The organism is Kitasatospora sp. NPDC089797 (assembly GCF_040684795.1).
Taxonomy (GTDB): Bacteria; Actinomycetota; Actinomycetes; order Streptomycetales; family Streptomycetaceae; genus Kitasatospora.
Map to the genome: position 1 here is coordinate 1 of NZ_JBFBGS010000005.1, position 24571 is coordinate 24571.

A 24571-nucleotide genomic window follows, 5' to 3' on the forward strand; every position below is an offset into this window, starting at 1 on the left:
TCGCGTGGCTTCGCCACCGGCCTGCGGCCGGCCCTTGACCCGGACGGCCTCTTTGCCCCGGACCCCAGGCAGCTATCGGGGGGACGGGGGAGGTGCGCCCTCGAATCTGACGGTCCGCCATCCAGCCTTCCCGGGCGGTGAACCCCGCCCTCATGCTTGACCAAAAACCCTCTTTGGGGTATTCTTGTCTTGTTGGTCGGGGATGGCACCCCGATCGGCGGACCGAGGCCACAGCGCCCGTACCGAACCCCAAGAGGAGCAGCAACATGGCAGGCGAGACCAAGGTGACCCTCATCGGCAACCTCGCGGACAACCCGACCCTCCAGTACACGGACGGCGGCGCGGCGGTGGTCAACATGACCGTCATCGCGAACGAGAAGACGTACGACAGCACGGCCCGCGTCTGGCGGGACGGCGACTCCCTGTCCATGCCGTGCGTCGCCTGGCGCCAGTATGCCGAGCACATCGCGGCGAGCCTGACCAAGGGCACCCGCGTGATCGTCACCGGCACGCTCAAGCAGCGCTCGTACCAGCCCGCAGACGGGCCCCGCCGCATCTACACCGAGCTGCTGATCGACGAAGTCGGCCCGGCTCTGCGCTTCGCTACCGCCGAGGTCACCAAGGCGACCGGCAAGCACCCCGCCACCCAGCAGGCCGCGCCCGCCCAGGGGGCGCCCGCCGCGACGTGGCCGCCCCGCTCCGCCACCCCGCCCGCCGTCAACCCTTGGCCGACCCCGGCCATGGCGGGATGATCGCCCCGAGCCGGGGGCACCGAGCCGCTCGGCCCGCCGAATCCAGGCACCGAGAGGCCCCACCCGTGAGCAGCACCCCGCCCGAGTCCGGGCTGACCGGCACCATCAACACCATCCAGCGCGCCCTGTTCGCCGCCGTCCTCGCCCTCACCGGGCTCGGCGCGGCGTGCGCCATCTACGACCAACTCCTCATCACTGGCTCACTACTGGCCATCGTCGGCGGCCTCCTGTGGCTCCAGACGGTGACCCTGCGCCTTCCGAAGCTCATCAACGCCGCCGCCGAAGCGCACGGCATCCCGCCGATCCTCCCCAGCACCCCAGCCGCCAGGCGCTGAACCCGAGCCGGCCGAGCCACCACGGTCCGGCCGGCCATCCGGAGAACCCTTGATCACCACCTACACCGCAACCCGCCTACTGCTGCGCTACGACGTCGAATACGCGCAGAACGGCCTCACGTACTACACCGTCCGCGCCCCGCACGTCTTCGGCACCGTCACCGTGCACCCCGAGCCCGCGCCAGGCAAACGCGACGACCCCGACGCCTACACCAGCCTTCGCCTCATCTCCGGCCGCTACGACCCGACCGAGAACCCGAGCGGGTACACCGACCGACTCGCGGTCTACAACGCGTGGATCTACGACGGCATCACCCTGCCGCCGCCCGGCTCGACCAGCACCCGCGACCCGTGGGAACGGTTCCACCGCAGCCCCTACGAAGTAGCGACCGAGAGTGCCCGCGCCCGCGCCCGGGACATCGGGGAGAAGCTCATCGCCGAGTACCGCGCCGACCCCCATCGCCACGCCCAACACATCAACTACCTGCGAGCCGCAGCCGACGAGCAGCTCACCAGGGCCGCACGGGAGGCGGACGAGCTTCGCCCCGCCGTCCGCCGCGTGGCCCAGCTCGAAACCCTCCTCACTCGCTGGACTCGACTCCGAGCCCCCCAGGCGAGCCCGACCACCGTGGAAGTCGGCGGATTCCTTGCCGACTGGCTCAGCGGCCAACTCGCCGGACACCAGCCCCTCACCCCCGGCACCCAGGAGTTCTACCGGGCTTGGACCGCCGCCCGTCGACTCGGCGACCCGGCAGCGGTCTTCCAGCCCCGCAGGGTCATCCTGCACACCCCTGCCGCGCTCGCAGCGTTCACCGCCCACCTCACCGAGGCTGCCCGGCAGGCGCCCAGCCCCGCAGCCCGCGCCGACGCCCGCACTCGTCTGCGCCGCATCGCCGCCACCCATCCGGCGCTCACCGTGGACATCCCCGCCCCCGAGGAGGAAAGCCCGCTCGCGGCGTGAGCCCGTGATCACCACCACCGGATCGGGCCCGGTGGTGGTCGCCGCCGGGGGCGGCGGGATTCGGGCGCGCCTTCGGCGCGGCTGCCTTTTCTGGTCCGGGCGCCCCGCTGCGCGGTTCCCCCGGCCCCCCTTCGCGGCCCAGTATCCGGAGCCGGCCGCCCGCCTCAAGGGCGCTTCGCGTGGCTTCGCCACCGGCCTGCGGCCGGCCCTTGACCCGGACGGCCTCTTTGCCCCGGACCCCAGGCAGCTATCGGGGGGACGGGGGAGGTGTGCCCTCGAATCTGACGGTCCGTCACCCAGCCTTCCCGGGCGGTGAACCCCGCCCTCATGCTTGACCAAAAACCCTCTTTGAGGTATTCTTGTCTTATTGGTCGGGGAGGGCAACCCCGGCCGACGCCCACGAACCGAACCCGTGTGAGGGGACCTCGTACATGACCATCTCCCTGGCCAAGACCTCTACCCGTAACGCCAGTCTGCGCGAGATCGTGGACATCCTGCGGGAGCAGCAGCCCCGCAAGGCCGACATCATCACCCCGGCGCAGAGCATCCGGGCCGAAGGCGGTCGACTGATCGTCAACGGCGCGGACTACGACTACGACATCACCCCGGACGGCGTCACCCGCAAGGCCGCCGAACTCCGCCTCACCGGCGTCGCCGAGTCGGGGCTGGCCGAGAAGCTGGGCATCCCGGTCGGCTACCTGCGCAAGACCCGGGTCGAGGCCCCGGAGCTGTGGGATCAGAACGTCAACGGCTGGCTCACGCACGAGAGCCGCGAGGCCAAGAGCTACATGATCCGTACGCTCCGGCCCGGCCAGGGGGAGGACACCGGTACGGCCCGCGCGTTCCTGAGTGCGAGCTACCGGATCATCGACAACCTGGACATCTTGACCGCCGCGCTCCGGGGCGTCTACGACGCGGGTGTTCAGGTTCGCCTGGACAGCTGCGACCTCACCGACCAGAAGATGTACATCCGGGTTGTCGCCGACGAAGTCCGCGCCTATGCACCGGAGTTGCTGCGCAACTACCGCTCCCCGTTCACCGAGGCGCGCGGCAGCGACAACCCGACCGTCTTCGCCGGGTTCGAGATCAGCAACAGCGAGACCGGGTGCGGCGCGTTCACGATCGTGCCCCGGCTGGTCGTCCAGGTCTGCGACAACGGCATGACCATCACCAAGGACGCCATGAAGTCCGTGCACATCGGCGGGCGCCAGGCGGACGGCGTGATCCAGTGGAGCGGCAACACCCAGGACCGCACCCTCGACCTAGTCACCTCCCAGACCGCCGACGCCGTCCGAACCTTCCTCGACCATGACTACATCCTCCGGCAGATCCGTGACATCGAGGACAAGGCCGGAGCCCGCATCACGGACCCCGAGAAGGCGATCACCACCGTCAGCCAGCGCCTGCGCTTCTCCGAGGCGGTTCGGGCCGACGTGTTCTCCCACTTCATCCGGGGCGCCGACCTGTCCGCCGGTGGCGTCATGCACGCCGTGACCTCCGTCGCCCAGACCCTGCCCGACGCCGACGAGGCCCACGAACTCGAATCGCTCGGCATCCGCGCCATGGAGCTGGCCGCCTCGCTGTGATCGCCCCGCCGCCCGACCCGAAAGGGCCGGGCGGCCCGTCACAGACCGCCAGCCGCAGCCCAGCGCGCCCGAGGGAGACCCCGCCATGAACACCACCGCCGACCGCCTGCGCGATCTGGTCGCCGAGGTCACCACCTTCGAAGAGGAGTGGGAGGAGAAGCTGCGCGCAGCCCTCCCGACCTACGACCCGTTCCGCGACGGATTCCCCGTCGACCCGAGCGACGAAGTCCGCTACTTCGAGCTGTGCGGCGACCGCGCCGCCGAGGCCCGTGACCAGCTGTACCGGACGACCATCGGCATCGAGAAGGTCATCAGCGAGCTGACGGCCACCGAGCCCGAGCCCGAGGCCGACCAGCCCGGTTAACCGGGCCTACCGCCGCCCAGCGTGACGCTGGGCGGCCCTCCGGCCGGGAGCGCCGAGGAGCGGGGATCGACCCCGCACCTCGGCCGAACCCCTCCCGCCGCTTTCCCGCCGCAGTACCAAGCGCCGCACCGCCCGCCGGCCCCTGCCGCCCGTGGCCAGCCGGGCCCCGGCCGGGGGCGCCGAGCTGCGGGGATCGACCCCGCACCTCGGCCCAACCCCGCGCGGCGCCTCCTGCTGCCCACCTTTACCTTTCGCACCACCAGGAGAACGACGTGCCAACCCTGCCCCACACCGGGCTCCAGACCCCTGACCAGCCCCGCTACGAGGTAACCGCCTGCCGCGAGTTGATACTCCTCCGCGGAACGCCGTTCCTGGCCACCATCAGCCACGGTCACCGCCATATCGGAACCGCCCAGAGCTACGGTGACGGCGCCCCCACGGAGTTTGTGCCGCACGGCGACTTCGCCACGGCGGACTTCGCGAGCTTCGCCGACGCCTGCCGCCTCGACGACAACCCCGTCAGCTTGTCGCTGCTGCTCGACCTGCTGATCGAGGAGTACAACGTCGCCCGCTCCCTCCGGGCCCAACTGCGCAACGGCCGCACGATGCTGCGCGAGGTCACCGCGGACGGCACCCGCATCACCGGCACCGCCGCGATACCTGACAGCGCCGCCGGCCGAAAGCGGCTGCGCGAAGCCCTCGGCCAACCGCTGGCCCCCGGCGCCGTCACCGAGTTCTGGAACGGCAGCATCTGGGAGCCCCTGACAGGCGCCTCCGAGTCCTGAGCCCACTCCGGGCTTGGCACGGCAACCTCCCGCCGTGCCGAGCCCGGCCAGCCCCAAGCCCCCAACTGCCCAGGAGACCAGCAGCATGCCGAAGTACATCATTCCCGTCGACGTCATCACCGTGCACGTGGTGCCCGTCCTCGCGTCCACCCCCGAAGCTGCTCAGGCTGAGGCCGAGCGCATCGTCACGGGCGACTGGGAGACCTGGTTCGACCACGCCGAGCCCGTGGTGGTCGGGGACGCCCACACAGAAGCCGAGTGGGACGCCGAGTAGGAGAGCATCAGCCGCACCGGCACCAGCGGTCAGCCCAGCCCCTTCTCGGCCAGCCGGCCGAAGGACACCGGCCCCGCGGCCAAGCCCCGCGCGCCCCGCACCGATCACCACGCGGACGGCACCGAGTGCCCGCCCACCCACAAGCACACCAGCGCGGGCAAGCCGCTCACCGAGGGGTGCCCCGGGCGGGCGTACTCCAGCGCCAGGTGCACGTGCGGCTGGACCACACGCAGCACGGTCAAGGGCTACGTCGACGAATCCCGAAAGCAGCACCTCAGCCAGCACCGCTGACACCAGGCACACCCGGCTGATCAACCGTCGCGGCCCGGAGGGCAACCGGGCCGCGACGACCTCCCACGAACCCGGAAGACCAGTACCACGTGACCACGACCCGTCCCACGGCGCCCTCCAGCGCCGTGCCCGCCAAGCGTCCACCCACCCGGCTCCAACTCCCGCGCGACGGCGACGCGCTCACCGCGGACATCGTCGTCGGCGTCCTCGGAGTCGCCGCGTTCGCGGTCAGCTTCAAGCACGTCGTCCAGACCGCCGCGGCCGCCGGCCAGACCGGATGGGTGGCCTACGCCATCGCCGTCTCCGTCGAACTGATGGCCCTGGGCTCCGTCTCCGAACTCCGCCGCCGCAAGCGCCACGGACACCCCGCCCGCTGGCCCCGCGCCGTCCTGGTCCTCGGCGTCGTGATGAGCCTCGCCGCCAACCTAGCCGTCGCCCAGCCCACCCCCTGGGGGTACGTGATGGCCGCTTGGCCCGCCGTCGCGTTCCTGGCCGCCGCCGGAATCATCGAGTCTCGCTCCTCGGCCCGGCCGGCTCCAGAGGCGTCACCCTTCGCAACCAGCGGCCCGCCCGTCGACCCCGCCGAAGAGACCGGCGCCGACGAGAGCCCCGAGGCCGCCGGGCAGCGGTCTGGCCCAGCGCCGGCCGACGAGCCCCAGCAGCCGGAGGCGGCCGAACCGGAGGTCGAGGACGAGCCCGCCGAGGACGAGCAGACCAACCCGGAGCAGCCGCTCCGGCAGCGCCCGAGTCGGCTGCACGTCATGACCCAGCTGCTCGCCGCGATGACGGCCGACCCGGACTGGAAGCCCGACTACGACGAGTTGATCCGTACGACCGGCTGGGGCCGGTCGTGGTGCGAGAAGCGTGTGGGCGAAGCCCGCACGCTCCACCGAGGCCGTACGGAACCCGCCGCCCCCGAAGAGGCCGCCGCCCGCACGGGCGAGCCGCAGCCCCTCCACCCGGTCCGTACGCCCCGCGACGCCGACGACCAGCCCGTACCCCCCACCTCCCAGCCCGCACCGAACCCGTACAAGGAACCCGCCCGTGAGCACCACCCTCCACATACCGCCGCGGCTGCGTGACGCCGACGCGTACGTGCTGAACAACAGTGCGGGCAAGGACAGCGCCGTGATGCTCCACCTGTGGGCGATCACCGCCACCGAGGAGATGTTGGAGCGCACCGTCGTGCTCCACCTCGACCTCGGCGACGCCGAGTGGGACGGAGTGCCAGCCCTCGCCAGCGAGCAGGCCGCCGCGTACGGACTGCCCTTCGAGGTCCGCCGCCGTGAACGCGGCGGCCTGCTCGACCTCGTCCGGGCCCGCGGCCGTTGGCCTGGGCCCGGCACCCCTTTCTGCCGCAGTTACCTCAAACGGGACGTGGCCAGGAAGTTCTACACCGAGCTGACCACCCGACTCGGTATCACCGGCCGACCCGCGCACATCGTCACCGAACTCGGCTTACGCGCCGACGAGAGCGCCGTCCGGGCCCGCCGCCCCGCCATCGCCCTGGACCGGGCGGCCAGCTCCGGACGACGCCAGATCACCACATGGCTGCCCATCCACCAGCTCAGCACCGACACCGTGTGGAAGACCGTACGGGCCAGCGGCATCCCGCCCCACCCCGTCTACCAGCACCTGCCCCGTCTGAGCTGCCGCCTGTGCCCGTTCGCCGGACGCGCCCACCTCATCACGGCCGCACGGATGGCACCCGACACCGCACTCGACTATGCCCTGGTCGAGGACGAGATCCGCCAGCCCTTCCGCCGTGACCTCTCCATGGCCGAGATCATCGACGCCGCCGAGCGTACGGACGACGACCCCGTACGGGCCCTGCGCCCCTGCGGGACGCCAACCCGTACGCTCCGGCGCCGTGCGGAGGGCTGCGCCGCATGACCCGCACGACACCCCCGTAGAAGCCGAGTTCCCCGTCGTACTGAGCCACAGGATGGACCAGGACGGTGCGAAGCACGGCGACTGTTACCCGGAGACGCCGTTGTCCTGGGCAATCCGGTAGTTGCGGCATGCTGGCAGTCACCGTCTCGCGGAGTGACCGGGGCGCCGGTTCCGCTGTCGCCTGCTGTTCGTGAGCCACTCAGACCAGTGCTGACGTGCCGAAACAGGGGTGGTTCGGTGGAGTGGTGCTGGAGGATCCGTTTCCGACTGCCGACACCCAGGAAGGGTCGCCCGCCGGCTGAGTCGTGGAGCGGCTGGGTCTTCGACATGCATCGTCAATTTGCGAGGAGGTGTGATGAGACGTCCGGTCTTCAGGTGTGCGGCGGTGATGGTCTCGGCTGTGCTCGCGGCGCCGGTTCCCGCGTACGGGCAGACCAGGGCTGCGGTGCACGGGAAGCAGGTGTTCCTCGATTCCGGAAGTTGGGTTCCGCCGGAGGGGGTCACCCGTGTGACCCTGTTCATCTGGGGGCCCGGCAGCGAGGGCGCGGGTGGTGGTGGCGGTGGTGGCGGCGGCGGTGGTCAGGCCAAACCCAACACCAGTCTCGGCGGCACCTCCACCGGCGGCGGCGGTGGTGGTTCCGGCGGCGGTGGCGGCGGTGGTGGCGGCGGCGCGTTCATGAAGTGCACGCTGGACCTGGAACCCGTGAAACTGGGGTTCGGGCAGGCCTACCAGATCACCCTCGGAAACCCCGGGGCGTCTGAACCCCGTGGAGGGAGCCCCGGCAAGGGCGGGGCGGCCGGATTCGTGGTGGGCAAGTCGCCCGGCGGCTCCGGAACGGCGGGTACAGGCGGCCAGCAGGCTACCGCGCGGGCCTCTGCCGCGTTCCGCAGACCGGATTTCACCGAGGCCCCGATCGTCAGTGTCCATGGCGGCTACGCCGGGAAGGGCGGCGGGGCGGGTAACGGCAGTAGGGGCGGCTCTAAGGATGCCCCTCCCGGGGGTGCCGCAGGAGCGGCAGGTGCTGCAGGGGCGGGAGGCCGACAGGGATTGATCGTCGATCCGACGCTTGCCGTGTGCGATGGTCCCGTCACCGGTAACGGGGGTGCAGCCGGAGGGGTGGGGCTGATGGGAGGTCCTGGTGGGAGCTCGGGGATCGGAGGAGGGGGCAACTCCGGCGGTCTGGGCGGAGGCGGAGGCAAACCTGGCGTGAACACCATCACCCTGCCGGACGGCACCAGCTACACCCTTCCCGACGGTCCGGCCACCGGCGGCCGGGGCGGGAACGGCGGTTCCGGGGGCCGCGGTGGTTATGAAGGCCATCGGGGCCACAACGGGGAGCCGGGAAGCAGGGGAGGGTTGGGCGGACTGGGCGCGATCGTCCTCGCCTGGTGAACAGCCGTCAGGGGCGCCGCGATCCGGCGGACCGCGGCGCCCCTGCCTACAACCACCCTGAAGCGATGCCCCTGGGGCACGGAGCAGAGCCCGGTGCAGTGTCCGCACGGTGTTCACCGGGCACTGCGTCGAAGCCCAGCTGGGGCTCCGCACGGCTCCCACCAGACTCGCCGTCACCGACGAGACCGGCATCACCGGGGTTGAGGTCATCCGCGCACCTGTAGCTATTCGGCCATCGGGATGGCGTCGCATCAGCACCGGCCGGAGTCCGCGATAAGGAACGCACCGCGTTCGGCTCCTGGCGAGAACGACTCCACCACTAGGTCGACCCGGGAGCCCGGCGCGCGGTGACTCTCGCGGCGGTGAGCCCGGATGAAAGACGGGGGCCAGCAGCACGGCCGAAACCGTGCCGATCTCGCGAATCGGCTGGGCAAGCTGCCTGGCCCCCTCCCACGAAGACCGATCCCGAAAGATCGCTACCTCGCGCAGGTAGATTAGTTCATGCCGGAGCGGGGAGGCCGACCACTCCCACCGGCCTCACCCGAAGGAGACCCAGCTGATGGCCCCCGCACCGACGCTCGCCGAGCGGTTGGCCGCCGCTCCGTCCGACAGCCTCAGCGTCGCCGACATCGCCAGCGCGACCGGCCTTACCGAGAAGACCGTCCGCCGCCTCACCAAGGACCCGCAGTGGCCGGCTAGCTCCGTGCCAGAGGACGCGGGGGAGCAGCGGTTCGCACGCACCGCCTGCGTCCAGTGGATGCGCGACCACCAGGCCGCTCGCGTCGATGTCACCGAGCTGCCGGGGGCGGACAGCGACCGGGTCACCATCACCGACATCGCGCACCGGACCGGCATCGGTCGCGGCTCGATCAGCCCACTGCCCGCGAAATACAAGGACAGCAACGACCCGTTCCCGGAGGCCGACGTCCTCGGCACGTACACCTGGGGCGAGGTCAAGACCTGGCTCAGCCGGCGCCACCACCGCAGCGGCCCCCGCGGTGCGGTCGAACCCCCGGCCCCGGTGAAGCAGCCGACCACCACGCCGACGTCGGACGTGCTCACCACCACCGCCATCGAGCGGCTCACCGGCCGGGGCAAGGAAGCCGTCAAGACCTTGGTCCGCCGCCCGGAGATCGCCGATCTCAGCAGCGGTAAGGTCGGCCGTTCGCGAGTGTGGCCTGCCGCCGCCCTGCTGCCGGTGCTTTGGCGACTCGGCTACCTGCCCGAGTCCGGCCCGCTCTCCCCGGAGCAGACCGCCGTCCTCGTCGAACTCGGCTACCTCCCCGCGAAGGGAAGGCCGACCCCCGAGCAGGCGGCCGTGCTGCTCGAATTCGGCTACGACCCCGCGGGCAGCGTCGAGCACCGGGCCTGGCTGGTCGGACCGGTCCGTTCGGCGACCGAGCTGGCCGCCCACTACGGCGTCACGCTCAGCGCGGTCAGCCGACGCCTCAGTCGCGCCCGGGATGCTGGCGAACTCGTTCCGACCCCGATCGAAACCGAGGACGGCACACGCTACGACCCCAAGGAGTTCGACACTTTCTGGCGCCGGTAGCCCCAGCCCCGACACGACGACGGCCCTGCCGACCACTACTTGGTCGGCAGGGCCGTCGTCGTTCTTCACCCCAGGCGCCGCCCACCAGCGCCCGGCCCTCCGACTCACCCCGGCACCGCTGCGCCGACCACGATGGCGCCGGAGCCGGGCGCTGCGCCCGCCGGGCCTGCTTCCACCGCAACTACCGCAGGCGCCGCGCCCGTCCCACGCCCGCCGTCCCGCGGCGCGGCCGCGTCGGCCGCGCCCGCGAGGATCGCCCGGACCTCCGTCAGCGCCAGCCCCGTCAGCACCGCGATCTGATCACGCGGCTCACCCAGATCGTGGAGCAGCGCCACCGCCTCCCGCGCCCGCCGCTCCGGCTCCACCGCCGCCCTCTCCGCATGCGCGACGATCTTCGCCGCCCGCGCGCTCGCACTCGTCCGCAACTGCTCCGCCTTCCCCGTCTGCTCGTAGAAGTCGGCCAACGCCGACTCCACCTGCCGCTCGCGCCGGAGACGCTCCGCGTCCCGCTCTGCCTTCGCCTGCTGCGCCGCTCGAACCGCACTGGCCCGCGACGCCGAAATTCGTCCGCTCATGCCGGAACCATAACCGCAAAATCCCAGGTGGCAAACCCCGAAGATTCCCTCTCGATAAACGCTGATAAACATCGAGAGGTCTCGATAGAAAAACCGAAGCGAGAATCTCCAAGGCAGTCATGTAGTGCTCCTGAGCTGGCAATATGCCACCCCGGCCAAGCCATCCAGACACCTCTTGCAGATATTCTGAGCATGGTCCGCTGCGCGGGGCTAAAGTACTCGTATGGCATTTGATGAGGCAGGTGAATCGGCGGCTCGAATAGCCGTCGCACCTACCCTCATCCAGGTTCCGGAAAGCTGGGGGTGGTCGCGTTGATGACCATCCACAAGCTCACCGCCGGCAACGGCTACACCTACCTGACGCGCCAGGTCGCGGGCGGCGACGTACAGCGTCAGCGGGGTCAGTCCGCCGAGGAGTACTACACCCAGAAGGGCAACCCGGCGGGCGTCTGGCTCGGCCGCGGCGCACCCCTGCTCGAACTCGACGGGACCACCGTCACCGAGCAGCAGATGAAGCACCTGTTCGGCCTCGGCCAGCACCCCGACGCCCAGCGCATCATCGACGAGCACCTGGCCGCCAACGTGCGCGCCGACATGGACGACGAGCAGCTTCGCGCCGTCCGCGCCGCAGCGATCAAGGCCGCGACCCTCGGCCGCAAGTACCCCGAGTACGAGCCCCTCGACCCGTTCGCCGAGCGCGTCGAGCGGCGTCTGGCCGTCATCGAGAAGGAGATCCGGCGGGCGCCCACGAGCGCCGAGATCAAGAAGGTCCAGCACGAGGAGTCCCGCCGCCAGCGCGCCGCCGTCGCCGGATTCGACCTGGTCTTCGCCCCGGTGAAGTCCGCCGCGGTCCTGTGGGCACTGGACGAGCGACCCGAGGTCCGCGCCGCCGTCCGCGCGGCCCACGAGGCCGCCCGCGACGCAGCGCTGGAGCTGCTGGAGGAGCACGCCGCGTACACCCGCACCGGCAGCACTGGCCAGGCCCAGATCGATACCAAGGGCCTGGTTGCCGTCGCCTTCGACCACTACGACTCCCGGGCCGGCGACCCCAACCTGCACACGCACCTTGTCGTCGCCAACAAGATCCAGGGCGTCGACGGGAAGTGGCGTTCGCTCGACGCCCGCGGCCTGCTGGCGATGACCGTGGCCACCTCCGAGTTCTACAACTCGCGGTTCGAGACGGAGCTGACCGCTCGGCTCGGCGTCACCTTCGAGGCCCGCGAGGACTCCGCCACCAAGCGCCAGCCGGTGCGCGAGATCGTCGGCGTCCCCGTCGAGGCGATCACCCACTTCTCCTCCCGCCGGACCGAGATCGAAGCCCGCTACGAGCAACTCCTTCGGGAGTACCGGCGCGAGCACGGGCACGACCCCTCCCGCGGCATGACCCACCAGCTCGCCCGCCAGGCGAACCTGGACACCCGCGAGGGCAAGAAGGCCGCCCGCTCCCTCGAAGAGATGCGCGCCGACTGGACCCACACCGTTACCACCGCCCATGGCCAGGACATCGTCCACCGCGTGATGGCGGCCGTCCCCGCGCCTGAAAGCACCCCGGCCACCACCCAGCAGGAGGAGCCGAAGCCGGTCGAGATCCCCACTCTCGCCGCCGCCGTGATCTCCGCTGTCGGTGAGGAACGCGCGGTGTGGACGGTGTGGAACCTGCGCGCCCACGCCGAGCGCCTGGCCCGCTCCGAGCACCCCACCACCAGCACCGCCGAGCACCGGCAGCTGGTCGAGGCGATCGTCACCGAGGCCGTCTCCCCGGGGCACAGCGTCCGCGTCGACGCCCCTGCCCTGCTCACCGAGCCCGAGGAACTGCGCCGCGCCAACGGCGACTCCGTGTTCGTCCAGCACGCTTCCACCCGCTACACCAGCACCGCGATCCTGGACGCCGAGCGCCGCCTGGTCACCGCCGCCCTCACCCCCGTCACCGAGGGCCCGAACCCGGCCTTCGTCGGCGCCGCCCTCGACGGCTTCGAGGCCCGAAACCGTGCACTCGACGAGGGCCAGCGCGCCCTCGTCACCGCGTTCGTCACGGACCCCCGGCTGGTCTCCCTCGGCCTCGGCCCGGCCGGCTCCGGCAAGACCACCGCAATGCAGGCGTACGTCCACGTCGCCAACCAGGCCGGCCAGCGCGTCGTCCCGCTCGCCACCTCCGCGGCCTCCGCCGCCGTCCTCGCCAAGGACCTCAAGCAGCCCGCCGAGAACCTCCACAAGTTCCTCTGGGAGTACACCGGCGGCACGTACATGGGCGAGCTGCTCAGCGGCCGGAACGTGCCCAAGAGCCGGGCTGGCTTCGTCCTGAACCCGGGCGATGTCGTCCTGGTGGACGAGGCCGGGATGGCGGGCACCCTCAACCTGGACAACCTCGTCAAGATCGCCGCCCAGCGCGGCGCGACCGTGCGCCTGCTCGGCGACTACCGCCAGCTCAGCAGCGTCGAAGCGGGCGGCGCGCTGCGGCTCATCGCCGCCGAGGCCGGCGCCGTCGAGCTCACCACGCTCCACCGGTTCAGCGACAAGGCTGAAGCCGCGGCCACCCTCAAGATCCGCACCGGCGACACCGCCGCGCTGGACTTCTACTTCAACAACCAGCGGGTGGTCAGCGGCTCGCGCACCGCGATGGTCGAAGCCGCCTACGAGGGCTGGAAGACCGACATGCTCGCGGGCCGCACCACCCTGATCAGCGCCCGCACCGGCACAGACGTCACCGCCCTGTCTGCCCGCGCCCGCGAGGACCGCGTGGCCGCCGGCCAGGTCGAGGCAGACGGCGTCCTGCTGCGCGACGGCAATCGCGCGGGACGCGGCGACTGGATCGTCACCCGCAAGAACGACCGCAAGCTCACCACCAACCGGGGCCGCGACTTCCTCAAGAACGGCGATGCCTGGGAGATCCTCAAGCGCCACGAGGACGGCTCCCTCAAGGTCCGCCACATGGAGCACCGCGGACGCCTCACCCTGCCCGCCGAGTACGTCGCCGCCAACGTCCAGCTGCTCTACGCCTCCACCATCACCCGCTCCCAGGGCGGCACCGTCGACACCGCCCACCCCCTGGTCACCGACGACACCACCCGCGAGGAGCTGTACGTCCAGCTCACCCGCGCCCGCCACACCACCACCCTGTACACCGCCACCCACGAACTCCTCCCCTTCGACACCGACGAGCAGCTCGACCAGCCGAAGAACGACCCCGACTCCTTCGCCGCCCGCGAAGTGCTGGAGCGCGTTCTGAGCCGCGAGGGCGCCCAGCTCTCCGCCACCGACACCATCCGCAGCGCCCAGGAGGACACCGTCTCCCTGGCCACGCTCGCGCCCCGCCACCAGCACGCCGTCGAGACCCTGACCACCCCCTACTACCACCAGCTGATCCACCGACTCCTCGGCCCCGCCCTCGCCGAGCAGATCACCGACGACCCCGCCTTCACCGCCGTCGCCCGCGCCCTGCGCACCGCCGAAGCCGCCGGCTGGCAGCCCGAGCGCCTGCTCGCCGCCGCCACCTGGCGCGGCGACCTCAACCCCGCCGACTCCCCGGCCCAGGCCCTCGCCTGGCGCCTGAACACCATCACCGAAGACCGCCCCGCCCCCGCCCACCTCAACGCACCCACCACCGCCGACACCACCCGTTACGCCGCCCTGGTCTCGCAGCTCACCAACCTGCCCGCCCACCGATTCGACCCCGAGACCGCGACCACCGAACCGGCCGCCCTGCACATCGCACCCGCCGCCGCCCAGGCCCCCGACGCGCACCCGCACGTCTCCACCGACACCCTCAACCGCTACGCCACCGCCACCGCCGCCGTCACCGCACTCAGCACCACCACCGACAAGGTCACCGCCCACCCGCAGTGGCCCCACCTCGCCGGAGCCCTGGCCGCCGCCGAACGCACCGGCCGCGACACCACCACCCTGCTCACCACCGCCGCCACCCACACCACCAGCACGAGCGACCCGGTGACCGCCCTGACCCGCGCCGCCCGCACCACCCTGGCCGAAGACGGCATCCCCGAGCACCACCAGCAGGCCCCCGAAGCCCTCCGCCACCAGGCCCTCGCCGCCACCGTCCTCGGAGACGAGCACGCCACCCGCGCCCTGGGCGAGAACACCTGGCCCGCCCTCACCGCCGCTCTGCGCCGCGCCGAGACCGCCGGCCACGAACCCGCCACCCTGCTGCGCCAGGTCGCCGAGAGCCGCCCACTCACCGGCGCCGACAGCCTCAGCCAGGTCCTGGCCTGGCGCATCGGCCGTTCCCTTGCCGCGCAGGCTCCAGTGCCCGCCAACCAGCAGGGCGACCGCGCCGAAGCGGAGCTGTGGCGCGCCCTCGCCTGGACCCTCAAGGCCATCGAGAACACCGGCACCACCGCGGAGACCGCCCTCTCCGAGGTGACCGGCCGCACCGCGCTGCCCGAACTGCTCCAGCACGCCCAGCAGCAGGCCCTCGCCCACACCCGCGCCGCCTCCGGCCGCGCCGACCTCCCGGCCTGGATCAGCCCGGTGCCGCGCTCCTCCACGGCCAACCCCGTCCACCACGAGTACCTCACCGACAGCGCCGCCCTCGTCGCCAACCGGCTCTCGGTGCTCGCCGACCGCACCGCGGAGAACCGTCCGGAGTGGAGCCGCACCCTCGGTGAAGCCCCGACCGACCCCACCCGGCGCGCCCAGTGGCAGCAGCAGCTCGCCCTCGTCGCCGCCTACCGTGACCAGTACCGGGTCACCGACGACAACGCTGCCCAGCCCGCCGGCCCCTACATCGAGGAAGGCCGCACCGGCCACGACGCCTACTGGCAGGCCACCGCCGCAGCGATGGCCGCCCGACGCATCACCGCCGCACCGGCGAGCGCTGAGTCCACCCCCGCGACCACCGACCAGCAGGCCCTCCGCCAGCTCGTCACCGACGTCTACCGCGCCCTGCCCGAGGCGGACCAGGCCGAGATCCTGCGCACCGTCGCGACCCGCACCGGCGCCACCTGGCTCGCCAGCCTCTCGCGCCTGGACGACGCCGCCCTCACCCAGCAGACCGTCGCCGAGCAGGTCACGACCGTGCTCGCCGAGCGCCGCCAGCTCACCGCAGAGGCCCTCCGGCCCGAGCAGCCGCAGGCGGAGGAACGGCGTCAGCCGACCCTCGCCGAACGCCGCCGAGCCGGCCGCCAGGCCGAGCGCCAGGCCCACCGCGAGGGGCTCCAGCAGCGTGGCGGACAGCCCACCCGGACTGCCCGGCCTGTGCCGGGCCGCCAGGCCGACGTCGAACACCGCCAGGTTCAGGCCCCTGCTCAGCGCCCCGCCGCCGCTCCGCAGCCGCAGGTCCAGCAGCCGCCGCAGGCTCGCCAGGACCAGCGCGGTCCGCGCATCCGCTGACGATCACGATGCTTCGAGGCCGAGGCACCCAGCCCCGGCCCCGGGGCCAGACCTCAAACTCCGGGCGCTGGTCGGGCGTGCGGGTGGCGGTCATCGCGGCCGAGCTGGGTTGTCACGCCAAAACGGTGCGGTGGTGGTTGCACCGCTTCAACGCGCTCGGGCTGGACGGCTCGGCGTCGGCCTGCCCCCGGTGATCCTGCCGGAGTACCCATGCTCAGGTGGGGCCAGGCGCGCTGGCCGGGGTGGGGGAACCTGCGAGGTACGGCTGGCCGGCGTGCTGTTGGCGTTGTGCCCAGCGGACGGCGAGGGGCTCGGCCAGGCCTGCGAGGACGAAGAGTGCGCCCGCAACGAACCAGCCGGGGCGTCCCCAGGTGATGCACAGGGAGATGAGCAGGGCGGGGCCCACGGCTTCGGAGAGTCCGGCGCCGAGGCCGAAGACACCGAGGTACTGGCCGGTGGCGTGGGAGGGGGCGAGGGCGAAGGAGATCTCGAAGCCCGCGGCGGAGTGCCACAGCTCGCCGATGGTGTGAACGGCGACTCCTGCCAGCATGAGCGTTACGGCGGCCCATGTCGGTATGCCGGCGGACAGCGAGATCAGTGTGCAGGCGATGAGGAAGGCGAAGCCGGCGCGGCGGTAGGCGGTGGCGCCAGCCGTGGGTGTGTTGATGCTGCGGCTGGCCCGGATCTGGCAGAGGACGACGAGGGAGGTGTTCAGGAGCATAGTTCCCGAGATGAGCCAGTGGGGGGTGGTGGTCTCGGAGACCAGCCACAGGGGCACGGCGACGGTGAGCACCTTGAACTGGATGGCCATGATGCCGTCCAGGGCGGTGAGGAGAAGATAGGGCCGGTCTCTCAGGGCGATCCAGCGCGGGCCGCTGGTGTGCGGTACGGGCTCGACCGGCCGGAGGCCGAGCAGGATCGCGGCGGAAGCGGCGAACGCCACCGCGTTGCCCACGACCATGAGCTGGTACGCACCGGCGGTGCCGACCTGGACGGTCCAGCCCGCCAGCACGGCCCCTAGGGAGATGCCGATGTTGGTCACGGCGCGGAGATAGGCGCGGAACTCCTGTGGTCGTTCACCTCCGTGGTGGCGTATGAGCGGGCTGCGCGCGGCCAGACCGGCTCCCTTCGCGCCGGTGGCCGCGCAGACCGTGGCCACGAAGAGCCAGAAGCTGTGCGCGAACAGGAACCCGGCCGTCGCGAGTGCCTGGACGACGAGCGTGGTGAAATACACGCCGCGCGCCCCGAGCCGGTCCGCGAGGTGGCCCACCGCGATGCCGGCGGCGAGGGAGGCGGCTCCGGCGATGCCGAGTCCCAGACCGACCTGGGCCACCGGGAGGTGGACGGCCTCGGTGAAGTAGAGCACGCCCACGGTCAGGTAGAGGCCGCTGCCGACGGTGTAGACGAAGTTCGAAGCGGCGATGATCCGTTGCGGTCCGGTGGCCGGCAGCAGGTGGGACATGGTGTGCTCCGCATCCCGGGCAGGTTGTAGGGGGTGATCGAGTTCATTGGACATTACAAGCAGCAGCATGCCGCTCGCAGGGGAATGGCGGAAACGGGCGTGAATCCGTGCGTCCGCGACTCAGTCGAACAGCGTCCAGCTGATGAGGCAGGCGTTCAGTCCGATCACCAGCGCCGTGATGACGAGGGCCGCCACCGTGGTCGACGGCCGGTTCACCAGTCCGCCCATGACCTTCCGGTCGCGGGTCAGCAGAATCAGCGGCACGAGGGCGAACGGGATGCCCAAGGAGAGCACGGCCTGCGACCACACCAGGGCCGCAGTGGCGTCCATGCCGGCGAACAGGACGATCATGCTCGGCAGCAGCGTGATCGCACGGCGCGCGGCGAGCGGCACGGAGCGGCCGAGGAAGCCCGACATGATCACCTGGCCGGCGTAGGTGCCGACGGACGAGGACGCGAACCCGGAGGCGAGAAGCGCGATGGCGAAGGCGAGTCCCGCACCCGGGCCGAGTATGTCGGTGAGGCCGGCGTGCACGTCCTCGATGCTCTGCGCGGGACGGTCCGACGGGTAGAAGAGCCGGGCGGCGACGACGAGCATCGCGGCATTGGCCACGCCTGCCAGGCCCAGGCCCACGAGCACGTCGAGCCGCATCGCTTTCAGCAGCCGCAGGCGTCCGGGGGCTGGCAGACCCTCGCCCGAGGCGCCAGTGCGCGCACTGGTGAGACTGGAGTGCAGGTAGATGACGTGCGGCATCACGGTCGCGCCGAGTATCCCTGCGGCCAGCAGCACGCTCTGCGGTCCGGAGAATGCGGGCACGGTGCCGCTGGCGATTCCCTTCAGGTCGATGCCGGCCAGCGCGGCGTCCAGGAGGAATCCCGCGATGATCACGGCGAGCAGACCGGCCGTCACGATCTCGAAGCGGCTGTGGCCGCGCGATTCGAGACCCAGCAGCGCGAAGGCGACGACGCCGGTGACGAGTCCGCCGACCGGCAGGGGCAGCCCGAATAGCAGATTGAGGGCGATCGCGCCGCCCACCACCTCGGCGAGGTCGGTGGCGATCGCGACTGCCTCGGCCTGGAGCCACAGTAGGAGCACCACCGGTCGGGAGAAGCGGCGGCGGCACAGTTGGGGAAGGTCGAGCCCGGTGGCCAGGCCGAGTTTGGCGGACAGCATCTGTACGGGGAGGGCCATCAAGTTGGCCGCGATGACGACCCACAGCAGCAGGTACCCGAACTGGGAGCCCGCCGCGGAGTTGGTGGCGAAGTTCCCCGGATCTACGTAGGCGATGGCCGCCACGAACGCGGGCCCGTACATCCGGGTCCGCCGAAGTGCCGGCTGACGGGAAGGGGCGATGGTCGCCGTCACAGGTGGTTCACCTCAGTCGGAGTGGTGGGAGCCGGGGTGCGACGCCGCCGGCGGCCCCCATATCGTCAGCTCTCTAGATACCTGGCCGGGGATCCGCCGGCGGGGCCGTGGCCACGACGGGTGCCGCAGACGTCGACGGCGACAGCGCGGTCCCGGGCGCGCCGTGCCGCCGGACGCCGAGGTTCTCTCATCCGCTTCCAGCGCGGTGGTGCCCGCCCTGCGACTGGACGGACACCACCGCCGCCTGGCGGTGGGTCAGCGCTCCACGTGGTTACTGAGCTCCAACAGGTTGCCGTCCGGGTCGCGGACGTACACGCTGTTGAGCGGCCCCAGCACACCCACCCGCTCCACGGGGCCGGACTCGATCACCGCGCCCCGGGTCTCCAGGCGCGCGACGACCTCCTCGATGGGGTCCGACACGATGAAGCACAGGTGCTCGGTGCCCGGTCCGGGATTGGCGGCGTGCGGGGCGATCTCCTTGCCGACCTCATGCAGGTTGATCTTGGTGTCGCCGAACCGGAGGGCCTTGCGGTCGTTGACGAGCATGCTGAAGGTGATGACCTCCATGCCGAGGACGCGGCTGTAGAAGTCCACTGTGGCGTCGATGTCGTTGACGGTCAGGACGGTGTGGTCGAGCCGCTCGTACTTCACGGGAAAGCCTCCTATGGGCGAATGATCGTTGTTGTCACGAGGTCACGAGGTCACGAGGTCACGCGTCCGCGTGCTGGGCGCGGACAGGCGTGACGCCGACGAACCGGGCGATGTCGTGAAGGTCGGCGAGGACGGATGTCAGGACCGGGACGCCCAGGGTGCGGCGCGTCCCAGTGAGCAGGCTGCGCCGGTCGCCGGGAACACGGACCGGCGTGGCGGGGTCGACCGGGGCGGCGGCTCTGACTTCGTGGGTCAGTTGTTCGACGCCGGCGCGGATGGACTCGGGGTCGCCGAGGGACTCCAGGCTGAGGCAGAACACGAAGTGGCCGAGCCCGCCCTCGCCGTTCTGATAGGTGTGGCGGCTCCACTGGGCGCCGGCCAGCGGCCCGCACAGGAGCTCGATGAACAGGGACAGCGCCGACCCCTTGTGACCACCGTGGTTCTTATCGCCGCCGCCGAGCGGTAGCAGCGCGTACCCCTTCCGGTGGATCAGGCCCTCCACAGTGGCGGGGATGTCAGTGGTGGTCGAGCCGTCCGGGCCCAGGGCCCAGCCGTGCGGCATCTGTTCACCGAGGCGGTCCAACTGCTCCAGCTTGCCGCGGGAAACGGTGCTGGTGGCACCATCGAAGCAGAGGACGCTCTGGCCTGCGGGCACGGCGTAGCAGAACGGATTGGTACCGAACATGGGCTCGTTGGTGCCCATCGGTGCCACCTGGGGAACCGCGTTGGTGGAGACCATGGCGAACATCCCCGCTCGGGCCGCCCGTTCGGCGAACCACCCGGCGATGCCCATGTGGTTGGAGCGTCGGACCATCACCGCTGAGGTGCCGAATCGGCGCGCACGGGTGACGGCCAGGTCGACGGCGGTGCGCAGGGCCGGCTGCCCCAGGCCGTTCCGTGCGTCCAGGACGCACACGCTGCCCTGGTCGGACACGATCTCCGGCACCCCGTGCGGGTTGATGGTGCCGCTGCGAAGCCCCTCGACGTAGCGGCGCAGGCGGGCCATCCCGTGGCTCTCGACGCCGCCCAGGTCGGCGGCGACGAGTACCTCCGCGGTCACCGTCGCCTCATCGAGGGAGGCACCCGCCGCACGTAGCGCGTCGACGGTGAACCTTGTCAGTTCGGCAGCGTCGACGAGCCGCCACTCCTGGCCGCCGGTGGAGCCTGTCATGGTGCACCTCCTGTCCGACCTGGTGGGATCCGGCTGACGGAACGCAGCGTGGTGAGCACCTCAGCCGTCCGCCGGTTCGGTCTCGATGGTGACGGCCCGGCGGACCCGCGCCTCCTCGGCATCGATGTCGCCGTCGATAGGTACGTCGAAGATGGCCGTGACTGCCCGGTTCGAGGACTCGGTGAGCTGCTCCAGCACGAAACCGCGCGGCTTGATCACGAACAGCTCGTGGACCGTGGCCGGGGCGTCGGCATCGGCGGAGGCCAGCTCAGGCCAGATCCCCGTGGTGTCGGCCAGCCACCGGGGCGTGATCCCCGCGAGACCCTCGGCCTTGATGTCGCGCAGGACCCCGGGCGTGTGCTCGAAGTAGACCTGCCGACCGCGGCGCCGGAACACGGCCGGGTACTCGGTCGGCCGGCCCAGGGCGATGTCGATGATCACCGGCTCGATGGGCCTGCCGGTCGAGAGGTGGTACAGGTGCAGGCACCCGTCGCCCGGGGCCCGCGCCGCGATCTCCATCAGGACTACGCGCCCGTCGTGGGTGATGCGGTACTCCGCGTGCGCGTAGCCGTTCTCGAACCCGAGGCGGTCCACCACGCCCAGCTGTGCCTCGGTGATCAGCGCGGTCTCGTGCTCGTCCAGGTTGGCGGGCGGCGTCGTGTGCACCAGCTCGACGAAGAACTCGGTCGAGTCCTCGTTGGTGCCCTTCTGCGTGAACAGTGTGACGATCGGCTTCCCGTTGCTGACCAGTGTGTCGACGTTGAACTCACGTCCCCAGACGCGTTCTTCGACGAGCACGCGGCTGCCGGGCTCCTGGGCGGCGATGGCGTCGGCCAGGGCTGAGGCGTCCTTGACGACCCGCACCCCGATGCTGGACTCGCGGTCGAGCGGTTTGATCGCCGCTGGGAACGGACCCGGGTACTCCGCGGCCAGCTTCTCCGCCTGCGAACGCCCCTCCACACCGTCTGCGGGGATGGTGACCAGTGCCGAGACGGGGCTCCACTGGCGCAGGTAGCGGCGCTGCAGGAGCTTGTTGCGGCACACGGTCGAGGCCCGCCAGCCCGGGTTCGGCAGGCCGAGCATGTCAGCGACCACCTGTCCGGCGTCCACGTAGACCTCGGCGTTGACGAGAACGCCCTGCACGTCGTACTGCTGGGCCCAACGCGATGCCTGGTCGGCGATGCCGCTGATGTCGGTGGCGTCGCGCAGGCTGACCTCGGTGAGATCGGCGAACGGGTGACCGGGGGTGCCGAGGAGCTGGATGCCCTTCTGTACCATGACCGAGCCCTGCTTCTGGGAGACGGCCAGGACCGCGAGACCGCGCTTGCGCAGTTCGATCAACGACGGGCCGATCTTGGACAGGTCGCTGAAGATGATGAACGCCGGTTGTGCGACTGCACCCACGGAAAATGCACGTACCTCTCGTTGTGTGGAATCGGTCATGGATGACGCGGCGTCAGCCGAGCTGGACGGAGTCGGCGGCGGCGTTGAACAGCGCCAGCGCCTCGGCGAGTTCGTCCTCCGAGGTCGTGACCGGCGGCATGATTTTGAGCATGGCCCCGCCGAGCGTGGACGGGACGCACACCAGCAGGCCGCGTTCGATGCACGCGGCGGCCAGCCGCTTGGACGTCGCGGGATCGAGCGTCCCGTCCAGGGTGGTGCACGCGACACCGGCGACCAGGCCCATTGCCCCGACGACCCGGCGCCGCCGGGGCAGTCGGGCCGCCCAGTCGGCAAGTCCGTCGGTGAGCTGCCGGCCGCGCTGGGCGGCCTCAGCCACGATCTGCCCGTCCGCGTAGAGGGCCAGGTTGGCCTCGGCGGCCGCGAGCGAGACGGGATTACCGCTGTGGGTGCTGGTCAGTTCTCCCGGGCGCACGTCCGCAGCGAAGCGCTCGTCGCCGATGAGCACCGCCGAGATCGGCAGCGACCCGGACAGGCCCTTGGCCACCAGCAGGAGGTCGGGGCGGACACCGACGTGCTCGTGGGCGAAGAGCGCCCCTGTACGACCGAAACCCGACTGGATCTCGTCGAAGATCAGGATCGCGTCGTGTCGGGTGCACCACTCGCGAAGCTCCCGGGCGGCCTCCGGGTCGATCTGCTGCAGGGTGGAGCCCTGGTAGATCTCGCTCATCACGCAGGCTACGTCCTCGGGCTGCGCCCCGACCTTGCGCACTGCGGCCTCGATGATCTCCGTGCTCCATGCCTCGCCCCGCGCAGGGAAGGGGACGTGCACGAACGCCTCGTCCAGCTCCGGCGCCCAGTCGCGCTGCGCCGGCAGTCCCCCGGACAGCTGGGCTCCCAGGGTCCGGCCGTGGAAGGAGCCCTCGAAGGTGACGACGACGGACCGGCGGCCGCCCTGCGCCCGTTCGGGGCGGCGGGCCATCGCATAGCGGCTGGCGATCTTCAGCGCACCTTCGACGGCTTCGGCCCCGGTGGTGTACAGGACCGACTGCGGGAAGCCGGAGAGTTCCGACAGCGCACGCACCGTCCGGGCCCGCACGCGGGTTGGGAACATGTACGCGTGCAGCAGCCCCTGCCTGGCCTGCTCGGTGATCGCGTCGACGACCTCGGGGCGCGCGTGTCCGGCGTTCGCCGTGAGGATCCCGCTGGTCCAGTCGAGCCACGAGCGGCCCTCCCGGTTGAAGACGCGGCTGCCGCTGGCACGTTCCCACACCACTGGGTGCTGGGTGTGCATGGTCGCCGGCTCGTGACGTCGAAGTGTGTCGATCACCCAGGCGTCGTCCCCGTCCGCCATCGAGGGGAGGGCGCCGCCGGAGGGAACGGTGAGGGTCAGACCTTGATCGATGCCGGTCATGTCAGCGAACCGTCCAGGCAGTGCCGCTGGTGTCCGAGGCGGTCACCGCGACGGCCACCAGCTGCTCCTCGCTGGTGTTGACCAGCCCGTAGAACAGGCCGGCCGGCGCCATGCACACCATGCCCGCCTCGACCTGCGACCGGCTCGGCTCGGGCAGCGGCCGCTTGGGCGGCGCGTCCAGGGGGTAGTGCGCGGATGGTACGTAGGCTCCGGCCGCCTCGGGCTCCTGCCCGTCGAAGACCTGGAACTCCCCGCGGCCCTGGACGATCAGGAACATGCCGTCGGCCTGGGGGTGCATGCGCGCGGAGATGTCCTGACCGGGGCTCAGCCGCCAGGCGGACGCCTGCAGGCGTCCGCTCGCCCACAGGCCCAGCTTGCGCGGGACCGCGTCGAAGACGGGCTCCGTCGGTACGGCAACAGCACGAAGAACCATTGACTTCCCTTTCTCGCAGTGAGACTTCCCGATGTGGCTGAGGTGCGGGAGGAGCTCTTCCGGCGAGGGCCCCGAAAGAGCTCCTCCGGTCATGCTTCGAGGAACTGCATCTGCATGATCTGGGTGAAGTACTTGCCACTGGGACGGATGGCCACGCCGCCGGTCACCACCCGAATACGCCGGGTCGCCACCGGTTCGAGGTCGGCCTCGAACCACTCGCCGGCCTCGACGTCGATGTTCTCCGCGACGAGGACCGTCTTCTCGCCACCCTCCTCGGGGTAGGCGATGATGCGCAGTGCGACGGGGAAACCGGTCTTGATCGCCGGGACGGGGCGCCGCTGGAGACGGATCCTCAGCGGCGCGTGCACGCCTCCGAGGTCGATGTCCAGGTGCTCGGGCTGGGAGGCGTTGCGGCTCTGCGAGCCCCAGCCGGTGTGGGAGTTTCCGTCGAAGAGGAACTGCTCGTTCCAGAAGTCGTACCGGTGGCAGCCGGACGAGTCGGTGACGCGGCAGCCTGTGATGAGGCGGAGCTGGTTTTTGGTCATGGCGATTCTTCTCTCCAGTCGG

23 protein-coding genes are annotated in these 24571 nt (G+C 71.1%); 13 read left to right on the forward strand and 10 right to left on the reverse strand.

Annotated features, from left to right (window positions below; genetic code table 11):
* Window positions 1-266 precede the first annotated feature (266 nt).
* From ssb to AB0O91_RS05700, 7 genes are all read left to right on the forward strand, one after another.
* The gene (gene ssb, locus AB0O91_RS05670) at window positions 267-752 is read left to right on the forward strand and encodes a single-stranded DNA-binding protein (protein ID WP_363428211.1); all 486 of its coding nucleotides are present in this window, start codon (window positions 267-269) and stop codon (window positions 750-752) included.
* A gap of 65 nt (window positions 753-817) precedes the next feature.
* Window positions 818-1087 carry a hypothetical protein gene (locus AB0O91_RS05675; RefSeq protein WP_363428213.1) on the forward strand — a complete coding sequence of 90 codons (270 nt, stop codon included), beginning with the start codon at window positions 818-820 and terminating at the stop codon, window positions 1085-1087.
* A gap of 49 nt (window positions 1088-1136) precedes the next feature.
* Window positions 1137-2048 (forward strand): hypothetical protein, encoded by a 912-nt coding sequence (locus AB0O91_RS05680; RefSeq protein WP_363428215.1) that lies wholly within the window; start codon window positions 1137-1139, stop codon window positions 2046-2048.
* A 431-nt stretch (window positions 2049-2479) separates the two neighbouring features.
* Entirely contained in the window at window positions 2480-3634 is a 1155-nt protein-coding gene (locus AB0O91_RS05685) for a DUF932 domain-containing protein (protein WP_363428217.1), read from the forward strand.
* 85 nt (window positions 3635-3719) lie between these two features.
* Window positions 3720-3998, forward strand: coding sequence for a hypothetical protein (locus AB0O91_RS05690; protein ID WP_363428219.1), 279 nt, complete (start codon window positions 3720-3722; stop codon window positions 3996-3998).
* Window positions 3999-4270: 272 nt separating this feature from the next.
* Window positions 4271-4783, forward strand: coding sequence for a hypothetical protein (locus AB0O91_RS05695; protein WP_363428221.1), 513 nt, complete (start codon window positions 4271-4273; stop codon window positions 4781-4783).
* Between the two features lie 85 nt (window positions 4784-4868).
* Entirely contained in the window at window positions 4869-5057 is a 189-nt protein-coding gene (locus AB0O91_RS05700; protein ID WP_363428223.1) for a hypothetical protein, read from the forward strand.
* 104 nt (window positions 5058-5161) lie between these two features.
* On the opposite strand, the gene AB0O91_RS05705 is transcribed toward AB0O91_RS05700, so the two are convergent.
* Window positions 5162-5299, reverse strand: coding sequence for a hypothetical protein (locus AB0O91_RS05705; protein WP_363428224.1), 138 nt, complete (start codon window positions 5297-5299; stop codon window positions 5162-5164).
* A 138-nt stretch (window positions 5300-5437) separates the two neighbouring features.
* Here AB0O91_RS05705 and AB0O91_RS05710 point away from each other — a divergent pair, with 138 nt between their 5' ends.
* From AB0O91_RS05710 to AB0O91_RS05725, 4 genes are all read left to right on the forward strand, one after another.
* Window positions 5438-6430: a DUF2637 domain-containing protein gene (locus tag AB0O91_RS05710; RefSeq protein ID WP_363428226.1), complete on the forward strand. Its 993-nt coding sequence runs from the start codon at window positions 5438-5440 to the stop codon at window positions 6428-6430.
* On the forward strand, window positions 6393-7241 hold the full coding sequence (locus AB0O91_RS05715; RefSeq protein ID WP_363428228.1) for a phosphoadenosine phosphosulfate reductase family protein: 849 nt from the start codon (window positions 6393-6395) through the stop codon (window positions 7239-7241). Before AB0O91_RS05710 ends, AB0O91_RS05715 begins: the two co-directional genes overlap by 38 nt.
* A 355-nt stretch (window positions 7242-7596) precedes the next feature.
* Window positions 7597-8634: a hypothetical protein gene (locus AB0O91_RS05720; protein WP_363428230.1), complete on the forward strand. Its 1038-nt coding sequence runs from the start codon at window positions 7597-7599 to the stop codon at window positions 8632-8634.
* A 559-nt stretch (window positions 8635-9193) separates the two neighbouring features.
* Window positions 9194-10186 carry a hypothetical protein gene (locus AB0O91_RS05725; protein WP_363428232.1) on the forward strand — a complete coding sequence of 331 codons (993 nt, stop codon included), beginning with the start codon at window positions 9194-9196 and terminating at the stop codon, window positions 10184-10186.
* Window positions 10187-10290: 104 nt separating this feature from the next.
* Here AB0O91_RS05725 and AB0O91_RS05730 read toward each other — a convergent pair whose 3' ends face one another.
* The gene (locus AB0O91_RS05730; RefSeq protein WP_363428234.1) at window positions 10291-10761 is read right to left on the reverse strand and encodes a hypothetical protein; all 471 of its coding nucleotides are present in this window, start codon (window positions 10759-10761) and stop codon (window positions 10291-10293) included.
* Between the two features lie 315 nt (window positions 10762-11076).
* Here AB0O91_RS05730 and mobF point away from each other — a divergent pair, with 315 nt between their 5' ends.
* Both mobF and AB0O91_RS05740 read left to right on the forward strand, forming a co-directional pair.
* On the forward strand, window positions 11077-16107 hold the full coding sequence (gene mobF / locus AB0O91_RS05735) for a MobF family relaxase (RefSeq protein ID WP_363428236.1): 5031 nt from the start codon (window positions 11077-11079) through the stop codon (window positions 16105-16107).
* Between the two features lie 8 nt (window positions 16108-16115).
* Window positions 16116-16301 carry a helix-turn-helix domain-containing protein gene (locus AB0O91_RS05740; protein ID WP_363428238.1) on the forward strand — a complete coding sequence of 62 codons (186 nt, stop codon included), beginning with the start codon at window positions 16116-16118 and terminating at the stop codon, window positions 16299-16301.
* A 20-nt stretch (window positions 16302-16321) separates the two neighbouring features.
* On the opposite strand, the gene AB0O91_RS05745 is transcribed toward AB0O91_RS05740, so the two are convergent.
* The 8 genes from AB0O91_RS05745 to AB0O91_RS05780 form a co-directional block, all read right to left on the reverse strand.
* Window positions 16322-17569 carry an MFS transporter gene (locus AB0O91_RS05745; RefSeq protein WP_363428240.1) on the reverse strand — a complete coding sequence of 416 codons (1248 nt, stop codon included), beginning with the start codon at window positions 17567-17569 and terminating at the stop codon, window positions 16322-16324.
* A gap of 120 nt (window positions 17570-17689) precedes the next feature.
* Complete coding sequence (locus tag AB0O91_RS05750; protein ID WP_363428242.1) at window positions 17690-18934, reverse strand: Nramp family divalent metal transporter; 1245 nt, start codon at window positions 18932-18934, stop codon at window positions 17690-17692.
* A gap of 255 nt (window positions 18935-19189) precedes the next feature.
* The gene (locus tag AB0O91_RS05755) at window positions 19190-19585 is read right to left on the reverse strand and encodes a VOC family protein (RefSeq protein ID WP_363428244.1); all 396 of its coding nucleotides are present in this window, start codon (window positions 19583-19585) and stop codon (window positions 19190-19192) included.
* A 58-nt stretch (window positions 19586-19643) separates the two neighbouring features.
* On the reverse strand, window positions 19644-20756 hold the full coding sequence (locus tag AB0O91_RS05760; RefSeq protein ID WP_363428246.1) for an Ldh family oxidoreductase: 1113 nt from the start codon (window positions 20754-20756) through the stop codon (window positions 19644-19646).
* A gap of 60 nt (window positions 20757-20816) precedes the next feature.
* A complete protein-coding gene (locus AB0O91_RS05765) occupies window positions 20817-22199 on the reverse strand; it encodes an ATP-grasp domain-containing protein (RefSeq protein ID WP_363428248.1) in 1383 nt (460 codons plus the stop codon).
* A 13-nt stretch (window positions 22200-22212) separates the two neighbouring features.
* Window positions 22213-23571 carry an aspartate aminotransferase family protein gene (locus AB0O91_RS05770; RefSeq protein ID WP_363428250.1) on the reverse strand — a complete coding sequence of 453 codons (1359 nt, stop codon included), beginning with the start codon at window positions 23569-23571 and terminating at the stop codon, window positions 22213-22215.
* Window position 23572: 1 nt separating this feature from the next.
* Complete coding sequence (locus tag AB0O91_RS05775; protein WP_363428252.1) at window positions 23573-24004, reverse strand: cupin domain-containing protein; 432 nt, start codon at window positions 24002-24004, stop codon at window positions 23573-23575.
* 89 nt (window positions 24005-24093) lie between these two features.
* Window positions 24094-24549 carry a discoidin domain-containing protein gene (locus tag AB0O91_RS05780; protein ID WP_363428254.1) on the reverse strand — a complete coding sequence of 152 codons (456 nt, stop codon included), beginning with the start codon at window positions 24547-24549 and terminating at the stop codon, window positions 24094-24096.
* Between the last annotated feature and the right edge of the window lie 22 nt (window positions 24550-24571).